This is a genomic window from Micromonospora sp. NBC_01392 (assembly GCF_045040125.1).
Taxonomy (GTDB): Bacteria; Actinomycetota; Actinomycetes; order Mycobacteriales; family Micromonosporaceae; genus Micromonospora.
In genome coordinates, this window is record NZ_CP109549.1 from 1,154,245 (window position 1) to 1,178,505 (window position 24,261).

Consider the following 24,261-nt stretch of genomic DNA (forward strand, 5'->3'; position numbering starts at 1 on the left):
CAGCCGGATACGGGGCGTGAGAGAGTGACCGTCATGCGTGCTCGCCGTCTTGTCGCCGTCGCCAGCGTGGCGGTCGGCCTCGTCGCCCTCTCCGGTTGTCGTACCGAGCCCGGGGTCGCCGCCTACGTCGGCGACACCCGCGTCACCGAGGATCGGGTCACCTCGATCCTCGACGAGGTCCGGGACGGCCTGTCCAGCCAGCCGGCCACCGCCGGTCAGGCCGACGCGTTGCTGCCGGCCCGGGACCAGGTGGTCGCCACCCTCGTGCTGTCGGACGTGTGCCGGGAACTCTCCGCCGACAAGGGCTACCAGCCGCAGGGCCAGGTGACGCCGGAGCAGGTGGCGCAGCAGACCGGGCTGCCCGCCGACGCGACGTACGCGAAGAAGGTGGCCGAGTTCTACACCTGCATGTCCGGCCTGCCGGCCGGCGAGCCGGCCGCCCCCACGGCCGAGGACCTGGCCACCGTGATCGCGGCCGGCCGGGCCGCCGGCGCCATCCCGCCGGACGTGAAGGACGCCGACGCGGCCAGCCAGCTCGACGGGCAGCAGCTCCGGTCCGCGCTGGCCACCCGCAAGGTGCTCGCCGACGCCATCGGCGGGTACGACGTCTCGGTCAACCCGCGCTACCGCCCGCTGGCGTTCCCGCTGCTCAGCTTCAAGGGCGACGTGCCGGCGGTGGCCGTGCCGCTGGGCGAGCCGGGCTCGTCGGTCACCGACGTCTCCACCCCGGAGCCGGAGACCGGTGAGTCGGTGCCGGTGATCGACCCGTCGGCGGCGCCCGGCGCATGACCGCGCGCATCATCCTGCTGGTCACCTCGCCCCGGCTGCCGGCCGGTCTGCTGACGTCGGCCGCCTGGGACGCCGTACGCTCCGCGCCGGTCCTCACCGGCGCGGAGAGCGAGCTGACCCGGGCGGTCCGGACGGCCGGCGCCGAGGTGCGCGTGGTGACCGAGGGCGCGACGCAGGCGTTGCTGGATGCCGCCTCGACCCAGGGCGGCGCGGTCTGGCTGGCCGGCCCGGCCGGCGACGAGGCGCTCGCCCGCGAGCTGGGGCTGCGGCTGGCCCGGCAGCCCGGCCTGGCCGAGTTGGAGCTGATGTACGGCTCGTGGGATCCACCGGGTGCCCGGCTGCTGGACGCGGTCGAGGTGATGGACCGGCTGGCCTCCCCGGGCGGTGACCCGTGGAAGCGGGCGCAGACGCACCGCAGCCTGGCCCCGTTCCTGCTGGAGGAGTGCTACGAGGCGTACGACGCGATCGGGGCCGACGACACCGACGCGCTGCGCGAGGAGCTGGGTGACGTGCTGCTCCAGGTGCTGCTGCACGCCCGGCTCGCGGAGGACCTGCCGGAGGGGGAGAGCTGGACCGTCGACGACGTGGCCGGCGGCCTGGTCGACAAGATGGTGCGGCGCAACCCGCACGTGTTCGCCGGCGAGCAGGCCGGCTCGATCGAGGAGATCGAGGCGAACTGGGAGCGGATCAAACGGGCCGAGAAGACCCGTGACTCGGTGCTGGACGGCATCGCGCTGAGCCAGCCCGCGCTGGCCCTGGCCGCGAAGATTCTGGACCGTGCCGGCCGGGTGGGGCTGGCGGTGCCGCCGCCGCTGGCCGAGTCCCAGGTGGACGCGGAGGCGCGGCTCGGCGCGAGCCTGCTGGCCACCGTCGCGGCCGCCCGGCAGGCCGGCATCGACCCGGAGGCCGCGCTCCGCCGCGCCACCCTGGCGTACGCCGACGCGGTCCGCGCCGCCGAACGCCGGTGACCCTGCCGCCGATCTTGCACTTGCCGCCCCGACAAATCGGCTGAATCCGGCATCGGAGGGGCCGCAACTGCAAGATCGCGGGGGATGGGCGTCGGGGGTGATCGGTAGGGTTCGGGGATGGAAGCGTTTGGGGTGCTTGCGGAGCGGATCGTGGAGGCCGTGCTGGAGAGCCGGCCCGGGGTGGCGACCTCGGTCGGGGACCACCGCTACGACGACCGCCTGCCCGACCTCTCCGCCGACGCGCTCGCCGCCGACCGGGCGATGCTCCGGGACGCGGCCGACGCGCTCTCCGAGATCGATCCCGACGTGCTCGACACCGACGAGAGCGTCGACCACGCGCTGCTCAGCGCCCTGGTCGACCGCGGGCTGTTCGAGGATTCCGAGATCCGCAGCCACGAGTGGGACCCACTGCGGCACAACCCGGGCCCGCTGCTACACGCGTTGCTGGCCCGGCCGTACGCCCCGGTCGAGGAGCGGCTGACCCACCTGGCCGGGCGCCTCTCCGCCGTACCCGATGCGCTGGCGACCGCGCGCGCGACGCTGCGGGACATGCCGCGGGTCCACGCCGAGACGGCGGTCGGGCAGTTCACCGGCGCGGCGGCGCTGGTCCGCGACGAGGTGCCGGCGCTGCTCGCCCAGGCGCCGGCGCTGCGCGACCGGGTGGGGCCGGCCGCCACCGCGGCGATCACCGCGCTCGACGAGTTCGTGGCGTGGCTGCGGGCCGGGCTGGCGGCCGACGCCGGGCCGGGGCGCGACCCCCGGCTGGGCCGGCGGCGCTGGGAGGCACGGCTGTGGCACACGCTCGACACCGAGCTGGGCGCCGCCGAGGTGCAGCGCCGCGCGTGGGCCAACCTCGACCGGGTCACCGACGAGATCCGCGCGGCGGCCGTCGAGCTGGTCGGCGGTCCGGCCGACGACGAGACGGTACGCCGCGCGCTGGACCTGCTGGCCGCCGAGCACCCGGACGACGCCACCATCGTCGGCCTCGCCTCCGGCACGCTCGACGACGCCACCGACTTCGTCCGCCACCACGACCTGGTCAGCCTCGTCGACGACCCGTGCGTGATCCAGGAGATGCCGGAGTTCGCGCGCGGCGTCGCGGTGGCCTACTGCGACTCGCCGGGCCCGCTGGAGACGGCCGACGTGCCGACGTTCTACTGCATCGCGCCCACCCCGGCGGACTGGCCGGCGCACCGGGTCGAGTCGTTCTACCGGGAGTACAACGACCACATGATCCGCAACCTGACCGTGCACGAGGCGATGCCCGGTCACTTCCTCCAGCTCGCGCACGCCCGCCGGTACGCCGGCCCGACCCGGGTGCGCGCGCTCACCGAGTCCGGCGTGTTCATCGAGGGCTGGGCGGTCTACACCGAGGAGCTGATGGCCGGGCTCGGCTTCGGCGGGCTGCCGGTGCGGTTGCAGCAGCTCAAGATGCAGCTCCGGATGACCATCAACGCGCTGCTCGACCAGCTCGTGCACTGCGACGACCTGCCCGAGGCCGAGGCGATGGCGTTGATGACCGGGCGCGGTTTCCAGGAGGAGGGCGAGGCGGCCGGCAAGTGGCGGCGGGCGTTGCTGACCTCCACCCAGCTCTCCACCTACTTCGTCGGCTACAGCGAGATGGCGGACATCGCCGCCGCCCGGCCGGCCGGCGTGCCGGTGCGCGACTGGCACGACGCGATGCTGTCGCACGACTGCCCGCCGCCGCGTCACCTGCGCGCGCTGCTGGGGGTGTGAGGGTCAGGACGCCTTCGGGCGACGGTCCACCACACCGGCGCCGGCCGGCACCGCGAACGCGCCGGCCTCGACCGTCTCGGTGTAGCGGCTCATGGTGAGCTCGGCCGCTTTGCCGTCGAGCGTGCCGGTGAAGCTGCCGAGCACCCCCTCGGTGGTGACGCAGGCGGTGAAGCGCTCCCCGGCGTCGGTGACGTCGATGCAGGTGGCGTGGTGCCCGGCCAGCGTGGTGTCAGTCTGTTTGATGACCGCCTGAGGCTCCAGCGCGGCGGCGGTGAGCAGCCGGATCACCGCCGGCGGGGTGACCAGCCCCTGCTTGCGCGCCTCGTCGTAGACGATCACCGACGGCTTGCCGGCGGTCAGCACCGGCGGGGACATGGTGCAGGAGGTGCGGGCGGTGGTGCTCGCGCACCGGGTCACCGCCTCCTGGGTCACCGTGATCCTGCCGCCGGGCCAGGCGTAGGTGGAGCGGAGCGGCTTCGCGGTCTGCGCGATCGAGGCGGTCCCGCCGCCGGTGAGCTGGTATTCCGCGGCCCAGGTCCGCTCCAGCGCCCGGTCCATCCGCGCGGCGAGGTCGTTGACCAGGTCGGCCCGTCCGAGCGCGACGTCCGCGTCGTCCAGGGCCTGACAGCCGGTGACCGAGAGCGACGCGATGACCGAGGCGGCGAGCACGCGGAGGGTCGTCGAAGCGGCAGGCATGATGCCCAGCCTTGTCGATCGACGCAACCTCTCGCAAACCGGTTGCCGGTTGACGACCGGTAAACCGGGAATGTCCGTCTCATTCGCTGCCCCGGGGTACGCCCCGAGCGCCGTACCGGAGAGCGGGGACCGATACGCTGCGTTCAACACCTGCCTCAGCCGCACCGTCGCGGCCCACACCGGACCGGAACACACAAACGAGGAGCGACTCAGTGGCAACCATCGAGGGAATTGTCGCCCGGGAGATCCTGGACTCGCGGGGCAACCCGACGGTCGAGGTCGAGGTCGGGCTCGACGACGGCACGATCGCCCGCGCCGCGGTGCCGTCCGGCGCCTCCACCGGCGCCTTCGAGGCGGTCGAGCTGCGCGACGGCGACAAGGACCGCTACCTGGGCAAGGGTGTCGAGAAGGCGGTCGCGAACATCGAGGACCGGATCGTCGACCAGCTCATCGGCTACGAGGCCAGCGAGCAGCGGCTGATCGACCAGAAGATGATCGACATCGACGGCTCGGACAACAAGGGCGAGCTGGGCGCGAACGCCATCCTCGGCGTCTCCCTGGCCGTGGCGAAGGCCGCCGCCGGCAGCGCCGAGCTGAGCCTCTTCCGCTACCTGGGCGGCCCCAACGCGCACCTGCTCCCGGTGCCGATGATGAACATCCTCAACGGTGGCGCGCACGCCGACTCGAACGTCGACGTCCAGGAGTTCATGATCGCGCCGATCGGCGCGCCGACGTTCCGGGACGCGGTCCGCTCCGGCGCCGAGGTCTACCACGCGCTGAAGTCGGTGCTGAAGAAGAAGGGCCTGTCGACCGGCCTCGGCGACGAGGGCGGCTTCGCCCCGAACCTGCCCACCAACGCCGCCGCGCTGGACCTGATCGCCGAGGCGGTGGAGAAGGCCGGCTACCGGCTCGGCACCGACATCGTCTTCGCGCTCGACGTGGCCGCCACCGAGTTCTTCGACAACGGCTCCTACACGTTCGAGGGCAGCACCAAGAGCGCCGAGGAGATGAGCAACTACTACACCAAGCTCGCCGGCGACTACCCGATCGTCTCCATCGAGGACCCGCTCGCCGAGGACGACTGGAGCGGCTGGGCCACGCTCACCGCCGCGCTGGGCGACCGGATCCAGATCGTCGGTGACGACCTGTTCGTGACCAACCCGCAGCGCATCGCCCGGGGCATCGCCGAGCGGGCCGCCAACGCGGTGCTGGTCAAGGTCAACCAGATCGGCTCGCTCACCGAGACGCTGGACGCCGTGGACCTGGCCCACCGGGCCGGCTTCCGGTGCATGATGAGCCACCGCTCCGGCGAGACCGAGGACACCACCATCGCCGACCTGGCGGTCGCCACCGGCTGTGGTCAGATCAAGACCGGCGCGCCGGCCCGCTCCGACCGGGTCGCCAAGTACAACCAGCTCCTGCGGATCGAGGAGGAGCTGGCCGACGCGGCGCGGTACGCCGGCGCCGGCGCGTTCCCGCGTTACCGTTCGGCCTGAGGTCGACGCTCCGGGGGAGGGGTGTGACGATGCAGCAGCGCCGCACACCGGGTGGCCAGCGGCCCGCCCGTCGGCCGGGTCAGGCCGGCCGGGCGGGTGGGGGCCGGACCCGGTCCACGGCCCGCGACGGCGTCCGCGCGGAGGCGCGCACCGCCGGCCGGTCGCCCGGCGCGTCCCGCGTCACCGAGGGCGTACGCTCCGCGAACCGTCCGGGCGCGGCCCGGCGTACCGCGGCCGGCGGCACGGTCAAGCGGCTCACCGCACCCCAACCCCGGCGCTTCACCGGGCGCGCCACCGTGCTGTTCGCGGTGCTGATCGCGCTCGCCCTGGCGTACACCTATCCGGTCCGGGTCTACCTGGACCAGCAGACCGACATCGAGCGGATGGAGGCGTCCCAGGCGGCGCAGCGGGCGGAGATCGACCGGCTCACCGCCGAGGCGGCCAAGTGGAAGGACCCGGAGTACGTCAAGACGCAGGCCCGGGAACGCTTCTTCATGGGCAAGCCGGGGGAGACGCTGCTGGTGGTGCTCTCCGACCCGGACGGGGCCGCCAAGGACGCCGGCAAGGGCGCGAAGCCGGGGGCGCCGAGACCGCCCGACCCCTGGTACGACACGCTGTGGTCGAGCGTGCAGGCGGCGAACGCCGAGCGTCCCGACAAGTGAGCTACCTCGAAAGGCGCAACCCGTGAGCGTCGTACCACCGCAGGAGCCGGCGGCGGACTCCGTACCCCCGCCGGAACGCCGACCGGCCACCGAGGCCGACCTGGCCGTGGTGGCCGCGCAGCTCGGACGCCCGCCGCGCGGCACCCGGGCGGTGGCCCACCGGTGCCCGTGCGGCCTGCCCGACGTGGTGGAGACGACGCCCCGGCTGGCCGACGGCACGCCGTTCCCGACGCTGTTCTACCTGACCTGCCCGCGGGCCACCGCGGCGTGCAGCCGGCTGGAGTCGGCCGGGCTGATGAAGGAGATGGCCGACCGGCTCGCCGAGGACCCGGAGCTGGCGACCCGTTACCAGGCCGCGCACGCCGACTACCTGGCCCGCCGCGACGCGATCGGCGAGGTGCCGGAGATCGCCGGCATCTCGGCCGGCGGGATGCCCGGGCGGGTGAAGTGCCTGCACGTGCATCTCGGCCACGCGTTGGCCGCCGGCCCCGGGGTGAACCCGTTCGGCGACGAGACGCTGGCGCTGGTGGAGAAGTGGTGGGCCGCCGGCCCCTGCGTGGACGTGCCCGCCGGGGAGTGAGATGACCACCGTCGACCAGGTCACGGTCCGCCGGGCCCGCACCGCCGACGTGCGCGGCATCCGCCGGCTGGTGGACACGTACACCGACGACCGGCGGCTGCTCAGCAAGGCCACCGTGACGCTCTACGAGGACGTGCAGGAGTTCCGGGTGGCGGTGACGCCGGACGGCACGGTGGTCGGCTGCGGCGCGCTGCACGTCATGTGGGAGGACCTGGCCGAGATCCGTACGGTCGCGGTCGACCCGTCCTGCCGGGGGCACCGGATCGGCCACCGGATCGTCGGTGAGCTGATCGACGCGGCCCGCGAGCTGGGCATCGCCCGGATCTTCGTGCTCACGTTCGAGACCGGCTTCTTCGGCGGGTTCGGCTTCTACGAGATCGACGGCGCCCCGGTGCCGCAGCCGGTCTACGAGCAACTCCTGCGCTCCTACGACGAGGGTGTGGCCGAGTTCCTCGACCTGGAACGGGTCAAACCCAACACCCTGGGCAACACCCGCATGCTGCTGCGCCTGTAGAGCCGCGTCGGGCTGCCGTAGGGTGGGCGCCGTGAGCGTGCGCGTGGGGGCCATCGACTGCGGGACCAACTCGATCCGACTGCTGATCGCGGACCTGCCCGATCCCTCCGCCGGGGCGGCGGCGCCGCTGACCGACGTCAGCCGGCGGATGGAGATCGTGCGGCTGGGGCAGGGCGTCGACCGGACGGGCACGCTGGCGCCGGAGGCGATCGAGCGGACCCGGGTGGCGCTCGCCGACTACGCGGCGGAGATCGAGAAGACCGGCGTCGAGCGGGTGCGCATGTGCGCCACCTCGGCGTCGCGCGACGCCTCCAACGCCGACGACTTCCGCGCGATGGTCGAGCGGACGCTCGGCGTACCGCCGGAGGTGGTGACCGGCGACGAGGAGGCCCGGCTGTCGTTCACCGGCGCGGTGCGTGGGCTGCCCGCCGACGCCGAACCGCCGTACCTGGTGGTCGACATCGGCGGTGGCTCGACCGAGTTCGTGGTCGGCACCCGCGCCGACGGCGTGCGCGGGGCGATCTCGGTGGACATCGGCTGCGTCCGGATGACCGAGCGGCACCTGCACGGCGATCCGCCCACGCCGGCCGAGATCGCCGCCGCCGAGGCGGACATCGCGGCGGCGGTGGACCGGGCGCTGGCCGCCGTCCCCGGCCGGGAGGCCGCCACGCTGGTCGGGCTCGCCGGTTCGGTCACCACCGTGGTCGCCCTGGCCGAAGGGCTCCGGGGGTACGACCCGAGCCGCATCCACCACGCCCGGGTCCCGTACGCGCGGGTCGCCGAGGTGACCGCCTACCTGCTCGGCGCCACTCGGGAACAGCGGCTGGCCGAGCCGGTGATGCACCCGGGCCGGGCGGACGTGATCGGCGCCGGCGCGCTGGTGCTGCGCGTGATCATGGAGCGGACCGGCATGCCCTCGGTGGTCGCCTCGGAGCACGACATCCTCGACGGCATCGCCTGGAGCCTCGCCTAGCGCAGGGGCGGGTGCGCCCCTGTTCACGGCCGGTATGATTTTCATATGGTCACTACTGTCAATCTGCCCGACGGGCTGCACGAGCGGTTGAAGGATCTCGCCGAGCAGGAGCACCGGTCGATGAACGCCACCATCGTCGTCGCCGTGGAGGAGTACGTCTCGGCCCGGAGTCGCCGAGCTCGCGTCCGAGACCTCGCGCGTGAGGTGGCTGAGCGCGACGCCGAGCTGCTGCGAAGGCTGGCCGAGTGATCCACTATCTCGAGGTCGATGACCTCGTGGAGATCGCCTCGATCGTGCTGGGTGAGACGCCGCAGGTTCGTGACTTCGGTCTGCTGTCGTCGGCGGTGGTCCGCCCGGCCACCGTGGTTTTCGGTCAGGAGGCGTACCCGGATCTCTGGAGCAAGGCCGCCGCGTTGCTGCATTCGGTCTGCATGAATCACGCGTTGATCGACGGTAACAAGCGTCTCGCCTGGGCGGCGGCACGCGTCTTCCTCGCCCTCAACGAGGTGTCGATCCAGGATGTCGACGTCGATCAGGCGGAAGCTTTCGTGATGTCAGTCGCCGGCGGCACCATGACTGAGGTTTCCGACGTGGCTCGCGAACTCCGCAAGCTTTACGTCTGACGCACTCTGGGGTTCCTCGGCTGGACCGCCCGTGGGTCGTTGACGGTACTGTGTATTACACACTACTGTGCGGAGCGTGGATACGACGCAGCTTCTCAAGGGCGTGCTCGACCTGGCGGTGCTCGCCGTGCTCAAGGACTCCGACGGCTACGGCTACGACATCCTCCGCCGGCTGCGCGAGGCCGGCCTCACCGAGGTCGGCGACGCCTCGGTCTACGGCACGTTGCGCCGGCTCTTCGCGGGCGGCCTGTTGACCACCTACGTGGTGCCCAGCGAGTCCGGGCCGCACCGCAAGTACTACGCGCTGAACGCCGCCGGGCGGGACCAGCTCACCCGCTCCGGCAAGACCTGGCGCTCGTTCGCCACCACCATGGACGCACTGCTCGACGATCGGGGGATGGCGGCATGACCGTCACTGGGCAGGAGATCACGGACTACGTCGACCGGGTGCGGGCCGCGCTCGCCGACCTGCCGCCGACGCTCCGCGACGAGTTGACCGAGGACCTTCCGGAGCACCTCGCCGAGGTGGCCGCCGAGGGCGACGGCACGCTCGTCGACCGGCTCGGCGCACCGGAGGCGTACGCGCTGGAGTTGCGGACCGCGGCCGGCGCGGAGCCGGGCGGCCGATCGGCCCGCCTGCGTCGGCTGGCGTCCGCGCGCGACCGGGCCGCCACCCAGTTACGACTGCTCGACCGTCAACTCGGCCCGCTGCTCGGGCACACCCGGGTGGCGGACTTCCTGCGTTCGCTGCGCCCGGCCTGGTGGCTGGTGCGCGGCTATCTGGCCGCGCTGCTCATCGGCGAGATGACGAGAAGCGGTCGGGCCGGCCTGCTGCCCCGGCTCGACGACAGCCTGCTGGGCGGCCTGCTGCTGCTCACCGGCGCGGTCCTCGCGTCGCTGTGGCTCGGCCGTCGCTCCGGCGGCTTCACCGGGTGGCCGCGCCGGCTGCACCTGGTGGGCACCGCCGTGCTGGTGGTCTTCTCGTTCGCGGTGCTCGCCGACGTCGAACGCAACGCCGGCGAGGACGGTTACACCTCCTACCAGGAGGTTGCGGTCGACCGGCGGTACGACCGCATCGAGGACGTCTTCGTCTACGACCAGCAGGGGCGGCTCATCCGCGACGCCCAGCTCTTCGACCAGAACGGCGTGCCGATCCGGCTCGGCTGGCCGACCTGCCTCGACGCCTCCGGCGCCGTGCCGGCACCGCGCAACGCCTACCCGTACTGCCCGGAACTGGCCCCGTTCGGCCCGCCGGCCGTGACGCCGGTGCCCGCCGCCCCGCCGGCCGTGACGCCGGCACCCGCCGCCCCGCCGGCCGTGACGCCGGCACCCGCCGCCCCGCCCACGGCCACCGGCACGGCCTCGCCGTCCGGCCTCCCACCCGCGCCGGCGGCGACCGCCGCACCCGGCACACCAACGCCGACACCGACGCCCTGACTCCGGCCGCGTCCGGATGAACCGACAGGAGGTGAATGCCACTGTTCTTCCGTCTTCCCCGGGCCGGTGACGGCGTGGCACGCTACCGGCACGTAACAGCCAACTGTGCGACCAGCCAACGGTGACTGACCGCTAGGAGGACGGGCCCATGGGCGAGATGGTGAGCTTCACCGGCAACGGGGGGACGAGCGAGGGGTATCTCGCGATACCCTCCGGCGGTGCGGCCAGCCCGGCGGTCATCGTCATCCAGGACTGGTGGGGCCTGGTGCCCCACGTCCGGGCCGTGGTCGACCGCTTCGCCGAGGCCGGTTTCGTCGCCCTCGCGCCCGACTTCCGGCACGGTGGTCCCGCCGTCAAGCCGACCGAGCCCCGGCAGATGCTGAACAGCAGCCAGATGGACGAGGCGGCCAGCGACATCTCGGCCGCCGCCGAATACCTGGCGAGCCGCCCCGAGGTGGCCGGCAAGGTGGGCTGCGCCGGGTTCTGCGCGGGTGCCAGCCTCGCCCTGTGGGCCGGTACGACCTCCGAGCGGATCGTCGCCACCACCGCGTTCTACCCGCGCCTGCCCTGGGAGGGCATGGTCGCCGACTGGTCCGGCTACGCCGGCAAGGCCGCGCTCGTCCACTGTTCCGAAGCGGACGGTCTCTCCGCCGCCGACGGGGTGCAGGGCGTACGCCGGTCCATCGAGGCCGCCGGCGGCACCTGCCAGACGTTCGACTACCCGGGCACCGCGCACGCGTTCTTCAACGAGGACCGGCCGGAGCAGTTCGACCAGCGGGCCGCCGCCACCGCCTGGGCCCGCACCCTGGAACTGTTCCGGGCGAAGCTTGGCTGAGTCGCGTACCCCTGGGGAGGTGGTCGCCCGCGCGGCGCGGGCGACCGACCTCACCGACCTCGACGGCGCGGTCGGTGACTGCTTCGCCTGCCCGCGGCTGGTGGCGTGGCGCGAGGAGGTGGCCCGGGTCAAGCGGGCCGCGTTCCGCGACCAGGACTACTGGGGGCGGCCGGTGCCGGGCCTCGGGCCGCCGGACGCGCGGATCGCGATCCTCGGCCTGGCGCCCGCCGCGCACGGCGGCAACCGCACCGGCCGGATCTTCACCGGGGACCGCTCCGGTGACGTGCTCTTCGCCGCGCTGCACCGGGCCGGGCTGGCCAACCAGCCGACGAGCGTCGCCGCCGACGACGGCCTCACGCTCCGGGAGACCCGCATCTTCTCGGCCGTGCGCTGCGCCCCGCCGGACAACAAGCCCACCCCGGCCGAGCGGGACACCTGTGCGCCGTGGGTGCACCGCGAGGTCGAACTGATCCGCCCCACGCTGCGCGTGGTGGTCGCGCTGGGCGCTTTCGCCTGGGCCGCGTGGTGGCCGGTGCTCCGCCAGGTGTACGGACAGCGCCCGCCCACACCGCGACCCGTGTTCGGCCATGGGGCACACTGGTCCGGCGAGTCCGTGCCGGCGTTGCTCGGCTGCTATCACGTCAGCCAGCAGAACACGTTCACCGGCCGGCTCACGCCGGCGATGTTGGACGACGTGTTCACCCGGGCCAAGCAACTGTCCGGGGTGGACTGAGGAACACACCTGAGGCGGGGGAATGGACTTCGGCGTGCTGCGCAGGTGGTGGCCGGTCGCGGCGGTCGCGGTGCTGCTCGCGGTCGCCGCCGTCGCCGCCGGGCACTCCGCGATCGGGGCCAGCCGGATTCCGCCCGTGGACAACGTCCCGTACGTCCCGGACTATCCGTCCGAGGCGCCGCCGTCGATCCCGGTCGAACCCCGGGAGGCGGGCGTGCCCTCCGAGGGTGGGGTGCCCGACTGGCTGGGCACCGCCGCGGTGGCGCTGCTCTTCACGATCGTGCTCGCCGTCGTCGGCTACCTGCTCTGGAACGTGCTCCGCGGCGCGCTGCGCCGGACCACCCGCGCGGTGCCGGTGCGGCGCACCCGGCGTACCGCCGAGGGCACCGCCCGCGAGGTCGTGGCCGCCCTGGACGCCGGGCTGGAGGAGTTGGACGACCGCGCCACCGACCCGCGGACCGCGGTGATCGCCTGCTGGGTCCGGCTGGAGGAGGCCGCCGAGGACACCGGGGTGCCCCGGCGGACCGGTGACACGCCCACCGACCTGGTCAGCCGGCTGCTGCGCGGCGACCCCGAGGCCGGCATCCCGGCGATCGCCAGCGCCGACGTGCTGGACGGGTTCGCGCACGTCTACCGGGAGGCCCGCTACGCCACCCACCCGGTCGACGAACGCACCCGTGACCAGGCCCGGGCGGCGCTGCGCCGGCTGCGCGGCGAGCTGACCGGGGTGGCGGCGGGGGAGGTCGGCTCGGCATGAGCACCAGCATCGACGACCTGCTCGGCTCCGGCGAGGAGCCCACCGGCTCCGCAGTTGGACGACCGACCGGTGGCCGGGCCCGGTGGTTGCTGCGGATCGTGCTGGTCACCGCCGCCGCCGTCGTGGTGATCGTGGTCGGCCTCCGCGCGGTCGGCCTGCGGGTGCCGCTCTGGATCATCGTGGCGGGCGTGCTCGCGGTGCTCGCCGTGCGCCGGGTCACCGCCGCGCTCTCGCCCCCGCCGCCCCCACGCGCCGGCATGCGGTCCTCCGGTGGCGAGGAGTCCGGCACCTGGAACTGGTCCGCCCGGGACGCGCTGCGCACCGCCATCAACGGCTGGGAACGGCCGCTGGACTGGTGCGTCGACAACCGGGAGCGGTTCACCGAGCGGGTGCTGCCCCGCCTCGGCGAACTGGCCGACGAGCGGCTGCGCCAGCGGCACGGCGTGACCCGCGAGTCCGACCCGGCGCGCGCCCGCGCCCTGCTGGGCGAGCCGCTGTGGACGTTCCTCGGCACCCCCGCCCGCCGCCCCCCGACGCCGCGCGACCTCGCGGCGATCGTCGCCGAACTGGAGAAGATCTGATGAACGAGGACCGGAGCATGCCTCCCGCCGAGGTGGGCCGGCTCGCCCGGACCGTCCTGGACGCGGTCGGCACCGTCGTGGTCGGCAAGCGTGAGGCGCTGGAGCTGGTGCTGGCCGGCATCCTGGCCGGCGGCCACGTGCTGCTGGAGGACCTGCCCGGCCTGGGCAAGACGCTCACCGCGCGGTGCTTCGCGCAGGCGCTCGGGCTGGACTTCCGCCGGCTCCAGTTCACCCCGGACCTGCTCCCCGCCGACGTCACCGGCTCGTTCCTGTACGACCAGAGCAGCGGCGACTTCTCGTTCCGGGCCGGGCCGCTCTTCACCAACCTGCTGCTCGCCGACGAGATCAACCGGACGCCGCCGAAGACCCAGTCGGCGCTGCTGGAGGCGATGCAGGAGAAGCAGGTCTCGGTGGAGGGCGTGACCTACCGGCTGGACGAGCCGTTCCACGTGCTGGCCACCGCCAACCCGATCGAGTACGAGGGCACCTACCCGCTGCCCGAGGCGCAACTCGACCGGTTCCTGCTGCGCGTCTCGTTCGGCTACCCGAACCACGACGAGGAGTGGGACGTGCTGCGCCGGCGCATCGCCCGCCGCCGCGAGGAGGCCGAGATCACGCCGGTGGTGGACGCCGCCACGCTGCGCGCCATGCAGGCCGCGCTGGAGGACGTGGTGGTCGAGGACTCGATCGGCCGGTACATCGTGGCGCTCACCGCGGCCACCCGCGAGCACCCGTCCGTGCTGGTCGGCGCGTCGCCGCGCGGCTCGCTGGCGTTGTTGCTGCTGTCCCGGGTGCGGGCCGTGCTCGCCAACCGGGACTACGTGGTGCCGGAGGACGTCAAGGCGGTGGCGGCGCCCGCGCTGGCGCACCGCATCACGCTGCGTCCGGAGATGTGGTTGCGCCGGGTCGACCCGGCGTTCGTGGTCGGCGAGGTGCTCGAGTCGACGCCCGCCCCGGCCAGCGGCGCGCTGCCCAGCTACGCCGCCGGGCGCTGATGGACGAGCGGGCCGAGCCGGCGAACGGCTGGGCGCCCACCTGGGCGCTCGGCCGGGCCGTGCTGCTCACCGGCGTGCTGCTCGTCGCGGCCGTGCTGCTCGGCCGGATCGACCTGGTGGTGCTGGCCACGCCGTTCGCGCTGGGCACCGCGTACGGGTTGCGCCGCCGCCCGGCCACCCAGCCCGAGCTGGAGCTGAGCGTCGCGGACACGCACCTGGTCGAAGGGTCGCCGATGGCCACCACGGTGGCGGTGGCCAACCCGGACCTGATCGGCTACGACCTGGCGGTGGTCCGGACCCGGATGTCGCCCTGGCTGCGGGTGGAGAAGGTCGGCTTCGGCGGTGCCGAGCTGGACGTGAGCCGCTCCGGCGGCGCGGACCGGCCGTTCGTCACGTCGGTGCCCCGGGGCAGCGCCGTCGACCTGGAGCTGACCGGCACCGCGCTGCGGTGGGGCCGGCACCCGTTCGGCCCGGCCGGCGTCCGGGTCGCCGCCGCGGACGGGCTGCTGGTCTCCCGGGCGGTGATCACCGCCCCGATCCGCGCCCGGGTCTACCCGCGCACCGAGCCGTTCGACGCGGTCGAGGCGATGCCCCGGGCCGCCGGGCTGGTCGGCGCGCACCGGTCACGGCGGCCGGGGGAGGGCGGCGAGCTGGCCGGGGTACGCGTCTTCGCGCCCGGGGACCGGCTGCGCCGCATCGACTGGCGGGTGTCCCTGCGGGCCCGCCAACTGCACGTCGCGGCCACCCTCTCCGACCGGGACGCCGAGGTGGTGGTGCTGCTGGACGTGCTCGCCGAGGCGGGCCGCTCCGGCGGCGTACGCGGGCCGGCGTCGGTGCTCGACACCACGGTCCGGGCCGCCGCCGCGATCGCCGAGCACTACCTGCACCGGGGCGACCGGGTGGCGCTGCTGGAGTACGGTCCGGCCGCCCGGCGACTGCGCCCGGCCACCGGGCGCCGGCAGTACCTGACCGTGCTGGAGTGGCTGCTCGACGTGCAGGCCGAGTCGTCCCCGCACGAGCCGTACGACCAGGTGTTCGGCCCGCAGGTGCTCTCCTCGGACGCGCTCGTGGTGGTGCTCACCCCGCTGCTGGACGAGCGGTCGGCGCAGATGTTGGCCCGGCTGGCCCGGGGCGGGCGGTTCGTGGTGGCGGTGGACACGCTGCCGGCGGAGCTGCCGGTGCCGAAGGAGCGGGGCTGGGCCGAGGTGGCGTACCGGCTGTGGCGGCTGGACCGGGACACGATGATCGGGCAGCTCCGCGAGCACGGCGTGCCGGTGGTGCGCTGGGCCGGCGCGGGCAGCCTGGACGAGGTGCTGCGCGACGTGTCCCGCCTGGCCATGGCGCCGAGGGTGGGGCTGCGGTGAGTGACCTGGCGGGCGGGCTCGTGGAACGGGTGCGGGCGGTGCGGTACAAGGTGGCCCGGGTCAGCCCGCTGCCGCTGCTGGTGCGCGTCGGCATCTTCCTCGTCGTGTTCGCCGGCTTCCTGCTGGCGTACCCGGTGCAGATGCTGGCCCCGCGGTCGCTGCTGGCCCTGGCGGTGGCCGCGGTGCTGCCGGCGGTCGCGCCGCGCCGGCTCTGGCCGACGTTCGCCGCGCTGGTGACGGTCGGCGGCTGGCTGCTGGCCATGCTCGGCTACGACCGGCCGCCGGCGCTGTGGCGGCTGCTCGCCGTGGCCACGCTGCTCTACCTGGCGCACACGCTCTGCGCGCTGGCCGCGCTGCTGCCCTACGACGGGTTGATCGACCCGGACCTGGTGCTGCGGTGGCTGGCCCGGGCCGGCGGCGTGGTGCTGGGCAGCGCCGTGCTCGGCGTCGTGCTGGCCTGGCTCGGCGGGGTCGGCGGGACCGCCGGGACGCAGGCGGCGACAGTGGTGGGACTGCTGGTCGCGGTGGGGCTGAGCGCGTTGCTGGGGTGGCTGCTGCGTCGCAGATGACGGGACGCGGCGGGACGTTGCGCAGGTCACACCGGTTGTGCTCCGTCACAGAAGGGGGTCTCGCGCGGTATTACCGGAGCCCCCCGGGGAAAGATGGATGACGTGAATCCGAAGCGGATCCTTGTCGTGGGTGCCGGGCACGTTGGCCTGTACGCCGCTCTGCGCCTGTCCAAGAAGCTGAGCTCCCGTGAGGCCGAGGTGGTCGTCGTCGACCCCCAGCCGCACATGACGTACCAGCCGTTCCTCCCGGAGGCTTCGGCCGGCAACATCTCCCCGCGACACGCTGTGGTGCCGCTGCGGCGGGAGTTGCGCAAGTGCACGGTGGTGGCCGGCACGGTCACCCGGATCGACCACGACCGGAAGACCGCCGTGGTGCAGCCGATCAGCGGCCCGACCCGGGAGATCCCGTACGACCACGTGGTGGTCGCCCCCGGCTCGGTCTCCCGCACCCTGCCGATCCCGGGCCTGCACGAGAACGGCATCGGGTTCAAGACCATCGGCGAGGCCATCTTCCTGCGCAACCACGTGCTGGACCGGCTGGACGTGGCGGCCGCCACGACCGACCCGGAGGTCCGGCGCCGCGCGCTGACGTTCACGTTCGTGGGCGGCGGTTACGCCGGCATCGAGGCGCTCGCCGAGATGGAGGACATGGCCCGCGACGCGCTGCGCTACTACCCGGAGCTGAAGCCGGAGGAGATGCGCTGGGTGCTGGTCGAGGCGACCCAGCGGGTGCTGCCCGAGGTCGACCGGGACATGGGCGCCTACACGGTGCAGCAGCTCCTGAAGCGGAACATGGACATCCGGCTGGACACCCGACTGGAGTCCTGCGTCGACGGGGTGGTCAAGCTCTCCGACGGCGACAGTTTCCCGTCCGACACCATCGTGTGGACGGCCGGCGTGAAGCCGTCGCCGATGCTGGACGCCACCGACTTCCCGCGCGACGAGCGGCGCCGGGTGACCTGCCGGCCGACGCTCCAGATCGTGGACGGCGACCGGGTGGTCGAGGGCGCGTGGAGCGCCGGCGACTGCGCCGCCGTGCCGGACCTCACCAAGGAGCCGGGCAACTTCTGCTCGCCCAGCGCCCAGCACGCGGTGCGGCAGGCGGCCCGGATGGCCGACAACATCGTGAACGTGATCCGCGGGCGCGAACCGGTCGACTACAAGCACAAGCATGCCGGCAGCGTGGCCAGCCTCGGCCTGCACAAGGGCGTGGCGCAGGTCTACGGCGTGAAGATGACCGGCTGGCCGGCGTGGTTCATGCACCGGACGTACCACATGTCGCGGATCCCGTCGTTCAACCGCAAGGTCCGGGTGGTGGTGGACTGGTCGCTGGCGTTCTTCCTCAAGCGTGAGGTGGTCGCGCTGGGCCAGCTGCACGACCCGCGTGAGGAGTTCGCGGAGGCGTCCGCCCCGCCGCCCGCCGCGGCGCGCGTCTGACGCTCGCAGCGTTGGGCCCTTCCCGTACGGGAGGGGCCCTTCGCCGTACCCGGGGTCGGAGCAGGGCCGGGGTCAGAACCGCCAGGTCCAGGCGTCGGCGACGCGGGCACCCGGCCCGAAGAGCGCCTCCAGCGTCCGGCGCAGCAGCTCCGCGTGCGGGGCGTCGTCGGTGAGCGCCACGCAGGACGCGCCCCAGGCGTCGACGTCCCGGGCCGCCTGGCGGCGCTGCCGGTCACCGATCGCCGGCGCGACGCCCCGCCGGGCCACGTCGGCCAGCAGCGCCGAGGTGGGACGCTGCCAGGTGCCCATGGTGGCCGAGCCGCCGGGACCGTACGGGCCGATGAAGAACCCCTCCGGCATGCCGAACCCGACGCCGGTGGCGGTGGCCCACCGCATCGGCCCGGGGTGCTGCGGGGTGGCCGTGGGCACCGGCACCAGCACCCCGCCCGGGCGTACGCACTGTCGCCAGTGGCCGCCGGTGACGAACTCGGGCAGCGTCGGCCGGTCGATCGTGGGCAGCGGCGTCGGGAAGACGCTGAGCAGGGCCGCGCCGACCGCCAGCGGCACCAGCCGGCGCGCCGGACCCGGCTCGTGCAGCGCCCGGTGCACGGCGAGCGTGAGCACGGCGCCGACCAGCGGCAGCACCGCCAGCGCGAACCGGGTGGGCAGCGCGCCGTCCACCACCGGCAGGCCGGCCAGCAGCGCGTACGGGCCGGGCACGCCGGTCCGCTCGCCGCCGGCGACCACCTCGGGGCCGAGCGAGAACGCGGCCATCACCAGCGCCGCGGCGACCAGGGCGCGCACCAGCGCGCGCCGGCCCAGCCAGACCGCACACCCGGCCGCCACCGCCAGCAGCGGCCAGCCCAGGAACGTGGTGAACTCCGCCGGGCCGGTGGTCAGCCGGACCGCCTCCGGGCTGCCGAGCACGGTCAGCGCGGAGAGCCGGGCCCAACCGGTCAGGTCGGCGGAGAAGTAGGCGGGTGGGAAGATCCCGTCGGCGACGCCCTGCGGACCGGCGAACTGGAGTCGGAGCGGGTGCGCCAGCACCACCAGCGCGAGCCCGGCGGCGCCGAGCAGCCCGCCGGCGAAGCCGGGCAGTGCCCGACGCGACAGCTCCCGGTCGGCCAGCCCGTACGCGACGGCCAGCACCGCCAGCGTGAGCGCGGTGAGGAAGAGCACCTCCTCGCCCACGAAGACCTGGACGACGGCGGTGCCGGCCAGCGCGACCGCCGAGGAGATCATCCGGCGGCGGTCCGGGCCGTCCCGGCGACCGGCCGGGTCGGCGGCGCGCAGCAGCCGCACCACCAGCCAGACCAGCACCGGGACCAGCCACTGCGCGGTCATGTGCAGGTGACCGTTGCTCTGCGAGACCATGCCCGGCCCGAAGCCGCAGAGCGCCGCGCCGAGCCCGGCGGCGAGCCGGTGGGCCCGCAGCGTCCGGGTGAACAGCAGATACCAGGCGACCGCCGTGCCGGCCAGGTTGCCGGCGACGAGCAGGGCGAACGTGACCGGCGCGCCGAACGCCCACGTGACCGGCGCGAGCAGCACCCCGAGCGCGACGACCGAGGTGTTGGCCATCAGGTTGACCCCGTCCGGCGCGTTGAGCCGGTCGGTGACCAGGCTGAAGTCGCCGCCCAGGGCCCGCGCGTGGAGCGCCAGGAACCATTCGTAGAGCGTCTGGTCGGCCGGGTTGAGGGCGAGCATCCGGGTGCCCGGCGTCGGCCACAGGCCGTGGGTGAGGCCGCCGGCGAACGCCACGAACAGCAGCCCGACCAGCAGGTCCGCGCGGTGCCGGCGAGCGGCGGCCCGTACCCGGTCGACCCGCGCCGCGGCGGTCGCCGGTGCGGGTCGGACCGCCTGGTCGCGGTCGGGCCCGGGGGCCGCGCGGGCGGCGCTGGTCACGGCCCCGACCCTATCGGCCGCCCCCCACGGGGTACGCCGCGGCGCGGCGCAGCCGCTACGGTGAGATCTGCACCGCGCGTGTCGGCGCGGCGGTGTCACCCGCCCGGGTGGTGGAACGGCAGACACGGCCGCCTTAAAAGCGGCTGCCGAAAGGCGTGCGGGTTCGACCCCCGCCCCGGGCACCGAACTCTCAGCTTTCCCACAGCTTGACGCCGCGCACGGTCTTGTCGCCGCGTCTACGCTGGGAGGTGCACGTCTACGTGCGAACGACCCCCTGAGGGAGGCCTGAGAAGTGAAGACCTCGAACCCGGTGCTCGCCCGGCTCGGCCAGGCGGCCGAGCGTGAGCGGGCGACCGGGTACGCCCAGCCCGGGCCGTACGGTCAGCCCGGATACCCCCAGCAGTACCCGCAGCAGCAGTACCCGAGCGGCTACGGCCAGCCGGTGGCCCCGCCTGCGGTGACCCCGATGACCCTCGACGACGTGGTCGTCAAGACGGTCCTCATGCTCGCCATCCTGGGCGCCTCGGCCGCTGCGGCCTGGGTGCTCGTGCCGGACGCCCTGGTCGGCGTCGCCTGGATCGGCGCCGCCGTGGTCGGCCTGGTGCTCGGCCTGATCATCTCGTTCTCCCGGATGGCGAACCCGGCGCTCGTGGTGGCGTACTCGATCGTCGAGGGCGTCTTCGTCGGCATGGTCAGCAAGGCGTTCGACTCGCTCTACGACGGCATCGTGCTCCAGGCGGTGGCGGCCAGCTTCGGCGTCTTCTTCCTGATGGCGATGATCTACAAGGCGCGGATCATCCGGGCCACCCCGAAGTTCGCCCGGATCATGGTGGCGATCATCGCCGGCCTGTTCGGCGTGATGCTGGTCAACCTGGTGCTGTCGCTGTTCGGCGTCAACACGCACCTGCGGGACGGCAGCCCGCTCGCCATCGGCTTCAGCCTGGTCTGCATCGTGGTGGCGTCGCTGAGCTTCGTGCTCAACTTCGCCCAGATCGAGGAGGGGGTCCGGATGGGGCTCCCGCAGCGCTACGCCTGGACGGCCGCGTTCGGCATCGTGGTCGGGCTGGTCTGGCTCTACATCGAGATCCTGCGGCTGCTCAGCTACTTCCAGGGCGACGACTGACCGTCCCGCCCGCCCGTCGACGCCCGCCTGCCGCATCCCGCGGCGGCGGGCGTCGTCCGTAGACTCGGCGGTGATGAGCGCAGCGGAACTGGACCGGGCGGTGGCCCTGCTGGTCCGACAGGTCGGGCACTGGCAGCAGCCGCGCTGGTCGGCGCCGGCCGCGGGCGGCAACGTGTCCCGGGCCGACCTGGTGCACAAGCTGGTCCAGGAGCTCGCCAACCTGGCCGCCGACGCCGCCGGTGAGCCGCGTCGCGAGGTGCCCCGGCTGCCCAGCGACCTGGCCCTGCCCGACCAACTCCGGGTGGTCGCCGCCGACCTGGCCCTGGCCGCCCCACCGGCCCCGGTCCTGACCGGCGCCGTCAACGCGATAACCCACACCCGAGCCACCCTCTAACCCCACCCCACCCCCACCCCCACCCCCACCCCCGGCGATCTTGCACTTGTTGCCCCGGCGAATCGGGTACGACGGGCGGGCAGCGGGCCGGAAGTGCAAGATCGCGGACGAGGTGCAGCACGTTTCCGTTCCGGTGGCGCGACGGGTCGCGCCGTGGTCTCTCGCGACACGCTGTACCCGACCCGTTTGCGCCATCAAGTTCGTAGGCGCCGGGAAAGTCGGTGCGAGTGGCGACCGGAGCGTCTCCCTACCGGCGGTGGAGTCGGTGGCCGCCGGTCCGGTCGGGCTGGAGTGAGAGTCGGCGATCAGGGCTTCAGCCAGCGGCGCACCCCGGGTCGGCGGGCCCGGTCGAGTGCGCGCCGCACCGCCGGCAGGTCGTGCCCGGCGGCCTCGGCCTGCCGCGCGTGCAGCAGGCCGTAGGTGAACGTGTTCTCGCCCTCGGCGTACGCCCGCAGCGCGTGCCGGCGCAGCGCCTCCCGGGTCACCACCGAGTCCTGGTGCGTCCCGAGCAGGTTCTGGAGCGTCTTGAGCCGTTTCACCAGGCGGGCGGCCGGCTTGCCGGCGTCGGGCACCCGGACCTCCACCGCGTACCGGGCCGCCTTGTACTTCTTGCGCGCCTCGTGCAGGGTGGTGTCCCCGGCCGGTCCGCGGTCGGCCAGCGCCCGGTCCAGCCGCTCGTCGGCGCGGCGCACCGCGCGGCGCACCCGGCGGTCCACCCAACGGCGGTTCACCTCGCCGGTCGGGGCGTCGAGCAGCCGGTCCAGGCGGGACAGCAGGTCGGGATAACGGTCGTCGTCCAGCGCCGCGCGCAGGGCGGTGGCCGACCCGGCCAGGTCGGCGGCGAACCGCTCCCCGACCCGCGCGGCGACCGGGCCGAGCACCAGCTCGTCGGGCAACTCGTGCACCGCCGCGGCGAGTCGGGCGGTCAGCACCTGGACGTCGCGGACCGCGCCCAGGTCGCCGCCGAGCCGACGCAGGTCGCCCCGGACCGCCTCGCTCTCCCGCCGGTCCCACAGGCCACGGAACGTGCGCAGCGTGGCCCGCAGGCGGCGGATCGCGACGCGCATGTCGTGCACCGCGTCCGCGTCCCCCTGGTACGCCGCCGCGTGGTTGCCGACGATCGCGTCCCGCTGCTTCCGGGCGTACCCCACGACCGGTCCGGCCGGGCCGGTGGGCGCCCGGTCGTCGAACCGGGCGAGCCGCCCGGCGACCGCGCGGTGGGACTTGCTGACCGACACCTCCCGGGCGCCGGCCCCGGCCAGCCGGGCGGAAACCGCGTCGAGCAGCTCCTCGTCGCCGTCGACCAGCTCGACCTCGATCTCGTGCCAGGTCCGGGCGGTGCCGTCGACCAGGTCCTCGGACCGGACGTCGTCCTCGGCCACCTCGGCCAGCACACGACCGTCGGCGTCCAGCAGCCGTCGCTCCCGGCGGTGGTTGACGATCCGGGCCGCCGGGGCCACCGGCCGACCCCGGGACGCGCCCCGGATCAACGCGACCAGCTCGGCCGGTGGGCCGGCGTCGGCCGCCCCGGCCGGGAACTGGTGCTCGACCCGGGCTCCACCGACCGCGCCCACCTTGAGGTGCCAGCCCGCGTCGTGCCCGCCGGTACGCCGCCGCAGCGCGTGGGCGCTCCGCAGCAGCCGCAGGTCGTCGGTGTCCCAGTAGACGGCGTCCAGCTCCGACCCGGTGGCGTCGGACATCGTCACGACGCCACCGCACCCGGTCAGGTCGGGCAGCCGGAAACCCTCGTCGCCGGAGAATTTGCGCTCGCGTTCCACGACGGTCGCCATGCGGGTTCCGGTACCCGGCGCGTGCCGTGGTGAACCGGGTTCAGCTCAGTCGTTCGAGCACCATGGCCATGCCCTGGCCACCGCCGACGCACATGGTCTCCAGGCCGATGGTCTTGTCGTGCCACTCCAGCGCGTTGAGCAGGGTGCCGGTGATCCGGGCGCCGGTCATGCCGAACGGGTGACCGACCGCGATCGCGCCGCCGGCCACGTTCAGCTTCTCCTCAGGGATGCCGAGCTGCCGATACGACGGGATCACCTGGGCGGCGAACGCCTCGTTGATCTCCACCAGGTCGACGTCGTCGATGGTCATGCCGGCCCGCTTCAGCGCCTGCTTCGACGCCTCGACCGGGCCGAGGCCCATGATCTCCGGGGAGAGCGCGGTGACGCCGGTGGAGACGATCCGGGCCAGTGGGGTGAGCCCCAGCTCGGCCGCCCGCCCGGCGCTCATGATCACCAGGGCGGCGGCGCCGTCGTTCAGCGGGCAGCAGTTGCCCGCGGTGATCCGGCCGTCCGGGCGGAACACCGGCTTGAGGCCGGCCACGCCCTCCAGGGTCACCCCGGGACGCGGGCCGTCGTCGGCGTTGACCACGGTGCCGTTCGGCGTGGTGACCGGCGTGATCTCGCGGGCCCAGAAGCCGTCCGCGATCGCCTTCTCGGCCAGGTTCTGGCTGCGGACGCCGAACGCGTCCATGTCCGCGCGGGTGACGTCGTACACCTGGGCCAGGTTCTCCGCGGTCTGCCCCATGGTGAGGTAGATGTCCGGCAGCCGGCCGGCCTCCCGCGGATCGGTCCACACCTCGGCGCCGGCCTGCGTGCGGGCCTGTGAGCGCTCGCGTGCCTCGGCGAAGCGCGGGTTCTCCCAACCGCCGCCGACCAGCGCCTGCGCCTCCGGCGGCAGGGTGTCCGAGTTGCCCCGGGCGTAACGGGAGACCATCTCCACACCGGCGGAGACGAACACGTCGCCCTCACCGGCCCGGATCGCGTGCATCGCCATCCGGGTGGTCTGGAGCGAGGAGGCGCAGTAGCGGGTCAGCGTGGCGCCGGGCAGCCCGTCCAGGCCCAGCAGCGTGGCGACCACCCGGGCCATGTTGAAGCCCTGCTCACCGCCGGGCAGACCGCACCCGAGGTAGAGGTCGTCGATGGTGGTGGGATCGAGCGCCGGCACCTTGTCGAGGGCGGCCTGGACGATGGTGGCGGCGAGGTCGTCCGGGCGGACCTCGCGCAGGGAACCCTTGAACGCGCGGCCGATGGGGGACCGGGCGGTGGCGACGATGACGGCGTCGCGGGGCGACTCAATCGGCATGAA

Annotated in this window: 26 protein-coding genes and 1 tRNA gene; 23 read left to right on the forward strand and 4 right to left on the reverse strand. The window is 74.0% G+C overall.

What is annotated here, in order from left to right; all coding sequences use genetic code 11:
* The first annotated feature begins 33 nt into the window (after positions 1 to 33).
* The 3 genes from OG767_RS05535 to OG767_RS05545 all read left to right on the forward strand — a co-directional run bounded on the left by OG767_RS05535 (position 34) and on the right by OG767_RS05545 (position 3,494).
* Positions 34 to 789: a hypothetical protein gene (locus OG767_RS05535; RefSeq protein ID WP_405092435.1), complete on the forward strand. Its 756-nt coding sequence runs from the start codon at positions 34 to 36 to the stop codon at positions 787 to 789.
* Positions 786 to 1,757: a nucleoside triphosphate pyrophosphohydrolase gene (locus OG767_RS05540; RefSeq protein ID WP_405092436.1), complete on the forward strand. Its 972-nt coding sequence runs from the start codon at positions 786 to 788 to the stop codon at positions 1,755 to 1,757. The genes OG767_RS05535 and OG767_RS05540 overlap by 4 nt, the downstream gene beginning before the upstream one ends.
* Before the next feature lie 117 nt (positions 1,758 to 1,874).
* Entirely contained in the window at positions 1,875 to 3,494 is a 1,620-nt protein-coding gene (locus OG767_RS05545) for a DUF885 domain-containing protein (protein WP_405092437.1), read from the forward strand.
* 3 nt (positions 3,495 to 3,497) lie between these two features.
* Here OG767_RS05545 and OG767_RS05550 read toward each other — a convergent pair whose 3' ends face one another.
* The gene (locus OG767_RS05550; protein WP_405092438.1) at positions 3,498 to 4,190 is read right to left on the reverse strand and encodes a hypothetical protein; all 693 of its coding nucleotides are present in this window, start codon (positions 4,188 to 4,190) and stop codon (positions 3,498 to 3,500) included.
* A gap of 212 nt (positions 4,191 to 4,402) precedes the next feature.
* Between OG767_RS05550 and eno the strand changes: the two genes are divergently transcribed.
* The 17 genes from eno (at position 4,403) to OG767_RS05635 (ending at position 17,746) form a co-directional block, all read left to right on the forward strand.
* Entirely contained in the window at positions 4,403 to 5,686 is a 1,284-nt protein-coding gene (gene eno, locus OG767_RS05555) for a phosphopyruvate hydratase (protein ID WP_107162353.1), read from the forward strand.
* Positions 5,687 to 5,715: 29 nt separating this feature from the next.
* Positions 5,716 to 6,348, forward strand: a complete 633-nt coding sequence (locus OG767_RS05560) for a septum formation initiator family protein (RefSeq protein WP_405092439.1) — start codon at positions 5,716 to 5,718, stop codon at positions 6,346 to 6,348.
* A gap of 22 nt (positions 6,349 to 6,370) precedes the next feature.
* On the forward strand, positions 6,371 to 6,928 hold the full coding sequence (locus OG767_RS05565; RefSeq protein ID WP_405092440.1) for a DUF501 domain-containing protein: 558 nt from the start codon (positions 6,371 to 6,373) through the stop codon (positions 6,926 to 6,928).
* Between the two features lies 1 nt (position 6,929).
* Positions 6,930 to 7,442 carry an amino-acid N-acetyltransferase gene (locus OG767_RS05570; RefSeq protein WP_405092441.1) on the forward strand — a complete coding sequence of 171 codons (513 nt, stop codon included), beginning with the start codon at positions 6,930 to 6,932 and terminating at the stop codon, positions 7,440 to 7,442.
* A 43-nt stretch (positions 7,443 to 7,485) separates the two neighbouring features.
* On the forward strand, positions 7,486 to 8,415 hold the full coding sequence (locus OG767_RS05575; RefSeq protein ID WP_405094141.1) for an exopolyphosphatase: 930 nt from the start codon (positions 7,486 to 7,488) through the stop codon (positions 8,413 to 8,415).
* Positions 8,416 to 8,460: 45 nt separating this feature from the next.
* Positions 8,461 to 8,664, forward strand: coding sequence for an Arc family DNA-binding protein (locus OG767_RS05580; RefSeq protein ID WP_405092442.1), 204 nt, complete (start codon positions 8,461 to 8,463; stop codon positions 8,662 to 8,664).
* Positions 8,661 to 9,038 (forward strand): type II toxin-antitoxin system death-on-curing family toxin, encoded by a 378-nt coding sequence (locus OG767_RS05585; RefSeq protein ID WP_405092443.1) that lies wholly within the window; start codon positions 8,661 to 8,663, stop codon positions 9,036 to 9,038. The genes OG767_RS05580 and OG767_RS05585 overlap by 4 nt, the downstream gene beginning before the upstream one ends.
* 76 nt (positions 9,039 to 9,114) lie before the next feature.
* The gene (locus tag OG767_RS05590; RefSeq protein ID WP_396861218.1) at positions 9,115 to 9,447 is read left to right on the forward strand and encodes a PadR family transcriptional regulator; all 333 of its coding nucleotides are present in this window, start codon (positions 9,115 to 9,117) and stop codon (positions 9,445 to 9,447) included.
* On the forward strand, positions 9,444 to 10,475 hold the full coding sequence (locus OG767_RS05595) for an HAAS signaling domain-containing protein (protein WP_405092444.1): 1,032 nt from the start codon (positions 9,444 to 9,446) through the stop codon (positions 10,473 to 10,475). Before OG767_RS05590 ends, OG767_RS05595 begins: the two co-directional genes overlap by 4 nt.
* Positions 10,476 to 10,623: 148 nt before the next feature.
* Entirely contained in the window at positions 10,624 to 11,310 is a 687-nt protein-coding gene (locus OG767_RS05600) for a dienelactone hydrolase family protein (protein ID WP_281944178.1), read from the forward strand.
* Between the two features lie 19 nt (positions 11,311 to 11,329).
* Complete coding sequence (locus OG767_RS05605) at positions 11,330 to 12,043, forward strand: uracil-DNA glycosylase (protein WP_405092445.1); 714 nt, start codon at positions 11,330 to 11,332, stop codon at positions 12,041 to 12,043.
* A gap of 22 nt (positions 12,044 to 12,065) precedes the next feature.
* A complete protein-coding gene (locus OG767_RS05610) occupies positions 12,066 to 12,800 on the forward strand; it encodes a DUF4129 domain-containing protein (RefSeq protein WP_405092446.1) in 735 nt (244 codons plus the stop codon).
* Positions 12,797 to 13,381: a hypothetical protein gene (locus OG767_RS05615; protein WP_405092447.1), complete on the forward strand. Its 585-nt coding sequence runs from the start codon at positions 12,797 to 12,799 to the stop codon at positions 13,379 to 13,381. Before OG767_RS05610 ends, OG767_RS05615 begins: the two co-directional genes overlap by 4 nt.
* Positions 13,381 to 14,376, forward strand: coding sequence for an AAA family ATPase (locus OG767_RS05620; protein ID WP_405092448.1), 996 nt, complete (start codon positions 13,381 to 13,383; stop codon positions 14,374 to 14,376). The genes OG767_RS05615 and OG767_RS05620 overlap by 1 nt, the downstream gene beginning before the upstream one ends.
* The gene (locus OG767_RS05625; RefSeq protein ID WP_405092449.1) at positions 14,376 to 15,740 is read left to right on the forward strand and encodes a DUF58 domain-containing protein; all 1,365 of its coding nucleotides are present in this window, start codon (positions 14,376 to 14,378) and stop codon (positions 15,738 to 15,740) included. The genes OG767_RS05620 and OG767_RS05625 overlap by 1 nt, the downstream gene beginning before the upstream one ends.
* 5 nt (positions 15,741 to 15,745) lie before the next feature.
* Positions 15,746 to 16,309: a hypothetical protein gene (locus OG767_RS05630; RefSeq protein WP_405094142.1), complete on the forward strand. Its 564-nt coding sequence runs from the start codon at positions 15,746 to 15,748 to the stop codon at positions 16,307 to 16,309.
* Between the two features lie 102 nt (positions 16,310 to 16,411).
* Positions 16,412 to 17,746 carry an NAD(P)/FAD-dependent oxidoreductase gene (locus OG767_RS05635; RefSeq protein ID WP_405092450.1) on the forward strand — a complete coding sequence of 445 codons (1,335 nt, stop codon included), beginning with the start codon at positions 16,412 to 16,414 and terminating at the stop codon, positions 17,744 to 17,746.
* A gap of 72 nt (positions 17,747 to 17,818) precedes the next feature.
* Here the strand turns inward: OG767_RS05635 and OG767_RS05640 are convergent, their stop codons facing one another.
* Positions 17,819 to 19,648, reverse strand: a complete 1,830-nt coding sequence (locus OG767_RS05640) for a hypothetical protein (protein ID WP_405092451.1) — start codon at positions 19,646 to 19,648, stop codon at positions 17,819 to 17,821.
* Positions 19,649 to 19,749: 101 nt separating this feature from the next.
* Between OG767_RS05640 and OG767_RS05645 the strand changes: the two genes are divergently transcribed.
* From OG767_RS05645 to OG767_RS05655, 3 genes are all read left to right on the forward strand, one after another.
* Positions 19,750 to 19,830 (forward strand) — tRNA-Leu (locus tag OG767_RS05645).
* A gap of 110 nt (positions 19,831 to 19,940) precedes the next feature.
* Positions 19,941 to 20,771, forward strand: coding sequence for a Bax inhibitor-1/YccA family protein (locus tag OG767_RS05650; RefSeq protein WP_405092452.1), 831 nt, complete (start codon positions 19,941 to 19,943; stop codon positions 20,769 to 20,771).
* Between the two features lie 73 nt (positions 20,772 to 20,844).
* A complete protein-coding gene (locus OG767_RS05655; RefSeq protein WP_405092453.1) occupies positions 20,845 to 21,165 on the forward strand; it encodes a hypothetical protein in 321 nt (106 codons plus the stop codon).
* A 305-nt stretch (positions 21,166 to 21,470) separates the two neighbouring features.
* Here OG767_RS05655 and OG767_RS05660 read toward each other — a convergent pair whose 3' ends face one another.
* Positions 21,471 to 22,955: a CHAD domain-containing protein gene (locus OG767_RS05660; RefSeq protein ID WP_405092454.1), complete on the reverse strand. Its 1,485-nt coding sequence runs from the start codon at positions 22,953 to 22,955 to the stop codon at positions 21,471 to 21,473.
* Between the two features lie 40 nt (positions 22,956 to 22,995).
* Positions 22,996 to 24,258, reverse strand: a complete 1,263-nt coding sequence (locus tag OG767_RS05665) for an acetyl-CoA C-acetyltransferase (protein WP_405092455.1) — start codon at positions 24,256 to 24,258, stop codon at positions 22,996 to 22,998.
* Positions 24,259 to 24,261 lie beyond the last annotated feature (3 nt).

What these genes read in the sequence shown, in the direction of transcription:
- OG767_RS05535 (WP_405092435.1), top strand. Translation starts at nt 34, where the DNA reads ATGCGTGCTCGCCGTCTTGTCGCCGTCGCCAGCGTGGCGGTCGGCCTC.
- OG767_RS05655 (WP_405092453.1), top strand. Translation starts at nt 20,845, where the DNA reads ATGAGCGCAGCGGAACTGGACCGGGCGGTGGCCCTGCTGGTCCGACAG.
- OG767_RS05540 (WP_405092436.1), top strand. Translation starts at nt 786, where the DNA reads ATGACCGCGCGCATCATCCTGCTGGTCACCTCGCCCCGGCTGCCGGCC.
- OG767_RS05595 (WP_405092444.1), top strand. Translation starts at nt 9,444, where the DNA reads ATGACCGTCACTGGGCAGGAGATCACGGACTACGTCGACCGGGTGCGG.
- OG767_RS05625 (WP_405092449.1), top strand. Translation starts at nt 14,376, where the DNA reads ATGGACGAGCGGGCCGAGCCGGCGAACGGCTGGGCGCCCACCTGGGCG.
- OG767_RS05610 (WP_405092446.1), top strand. Translation starts at nt 12,066, where the DNA reads ATGGACTTCGGCGTGCTGCGCAGGTGGTGGCCGGTCGCGGCGGTCGCG.
- OG767_RS05665 (WP_405092455.1), bottom strand. Translation starts at nt 24,258, where the DNA reads ATGCCGATTGAGTCGCCCCGCGACGCCGTCATCGTCGCCACCGCCCGG.
- OG767_RS05600 (WP_281944178.1), top strand. Translation starts at nt 10,624, where the DNA reads ATGGGCGAGATGGTGAGCTTCACCGGCAACGGGGGGACGAGCGAGGGG.
- OG767_RS05660 (WP_405092454.1), bottom strand. Translation starts at nt 22,955, where the DNA reads ATGGCGACCGTCGTGGAACGCGAGCGCAAATTCTCCGGCGACGAGGGT.
- OG767_RS05570 (WP_405092441.1), top strand. Translation starts at nt 6,930, where the DNA reads ATGACCACCGTCGACCAGGTCACGGTCCGCCGGGCCCGCACCGCCGAC.
- OG767_RS05620 (WP_405092448.1), top strand. Translation starts at nt 13,381, where the DNA reads ATGAACGAGGACCGGAGCATGCCTCCCGCCGAGGTGGGCCGGCTCGCC.
- OG767_RS05580 (WP_405092442.1), top strand. Translation starts at nt 8,461, where the DNA reads ATGGTCACTACTGTCAATCTGCCCGACGGGCTGCACGAGCGGTTGAAG.
- OG767_RS05550 (WP_405092438.1), bottom strand. Translation starts at nt 4,190, where the DNA reads ATGCCTGCCGCTTCGACGACCCTCCGCGTGCTCGCCGCCTCGGTCATC.
- OG767_RS05545 (WP_405092437.1), top strand. Translation starts at nt 1,875, where the DNA reads ATGGAAGCGTTTGGGGTGCTTGCGGAGCGGATCGTGGAGGCCGTGCTG.
- OG767_RS05615 (WP_405092447.1), top strand. Translation starts at nt 12,797, where the DNA reads ATGAGCACCAGCATCGACGACCTGCTCGGCTCCGGCGAGGAGCCCACC.
- OG767_RS05560 (WP_405092439.1), top strand. Translation starts at nt 5,716, where the DNA reads ATGCAGCAGCGCCGCACACCGGGTGGCCAGCGGCCCGCCCGTCGGCCG.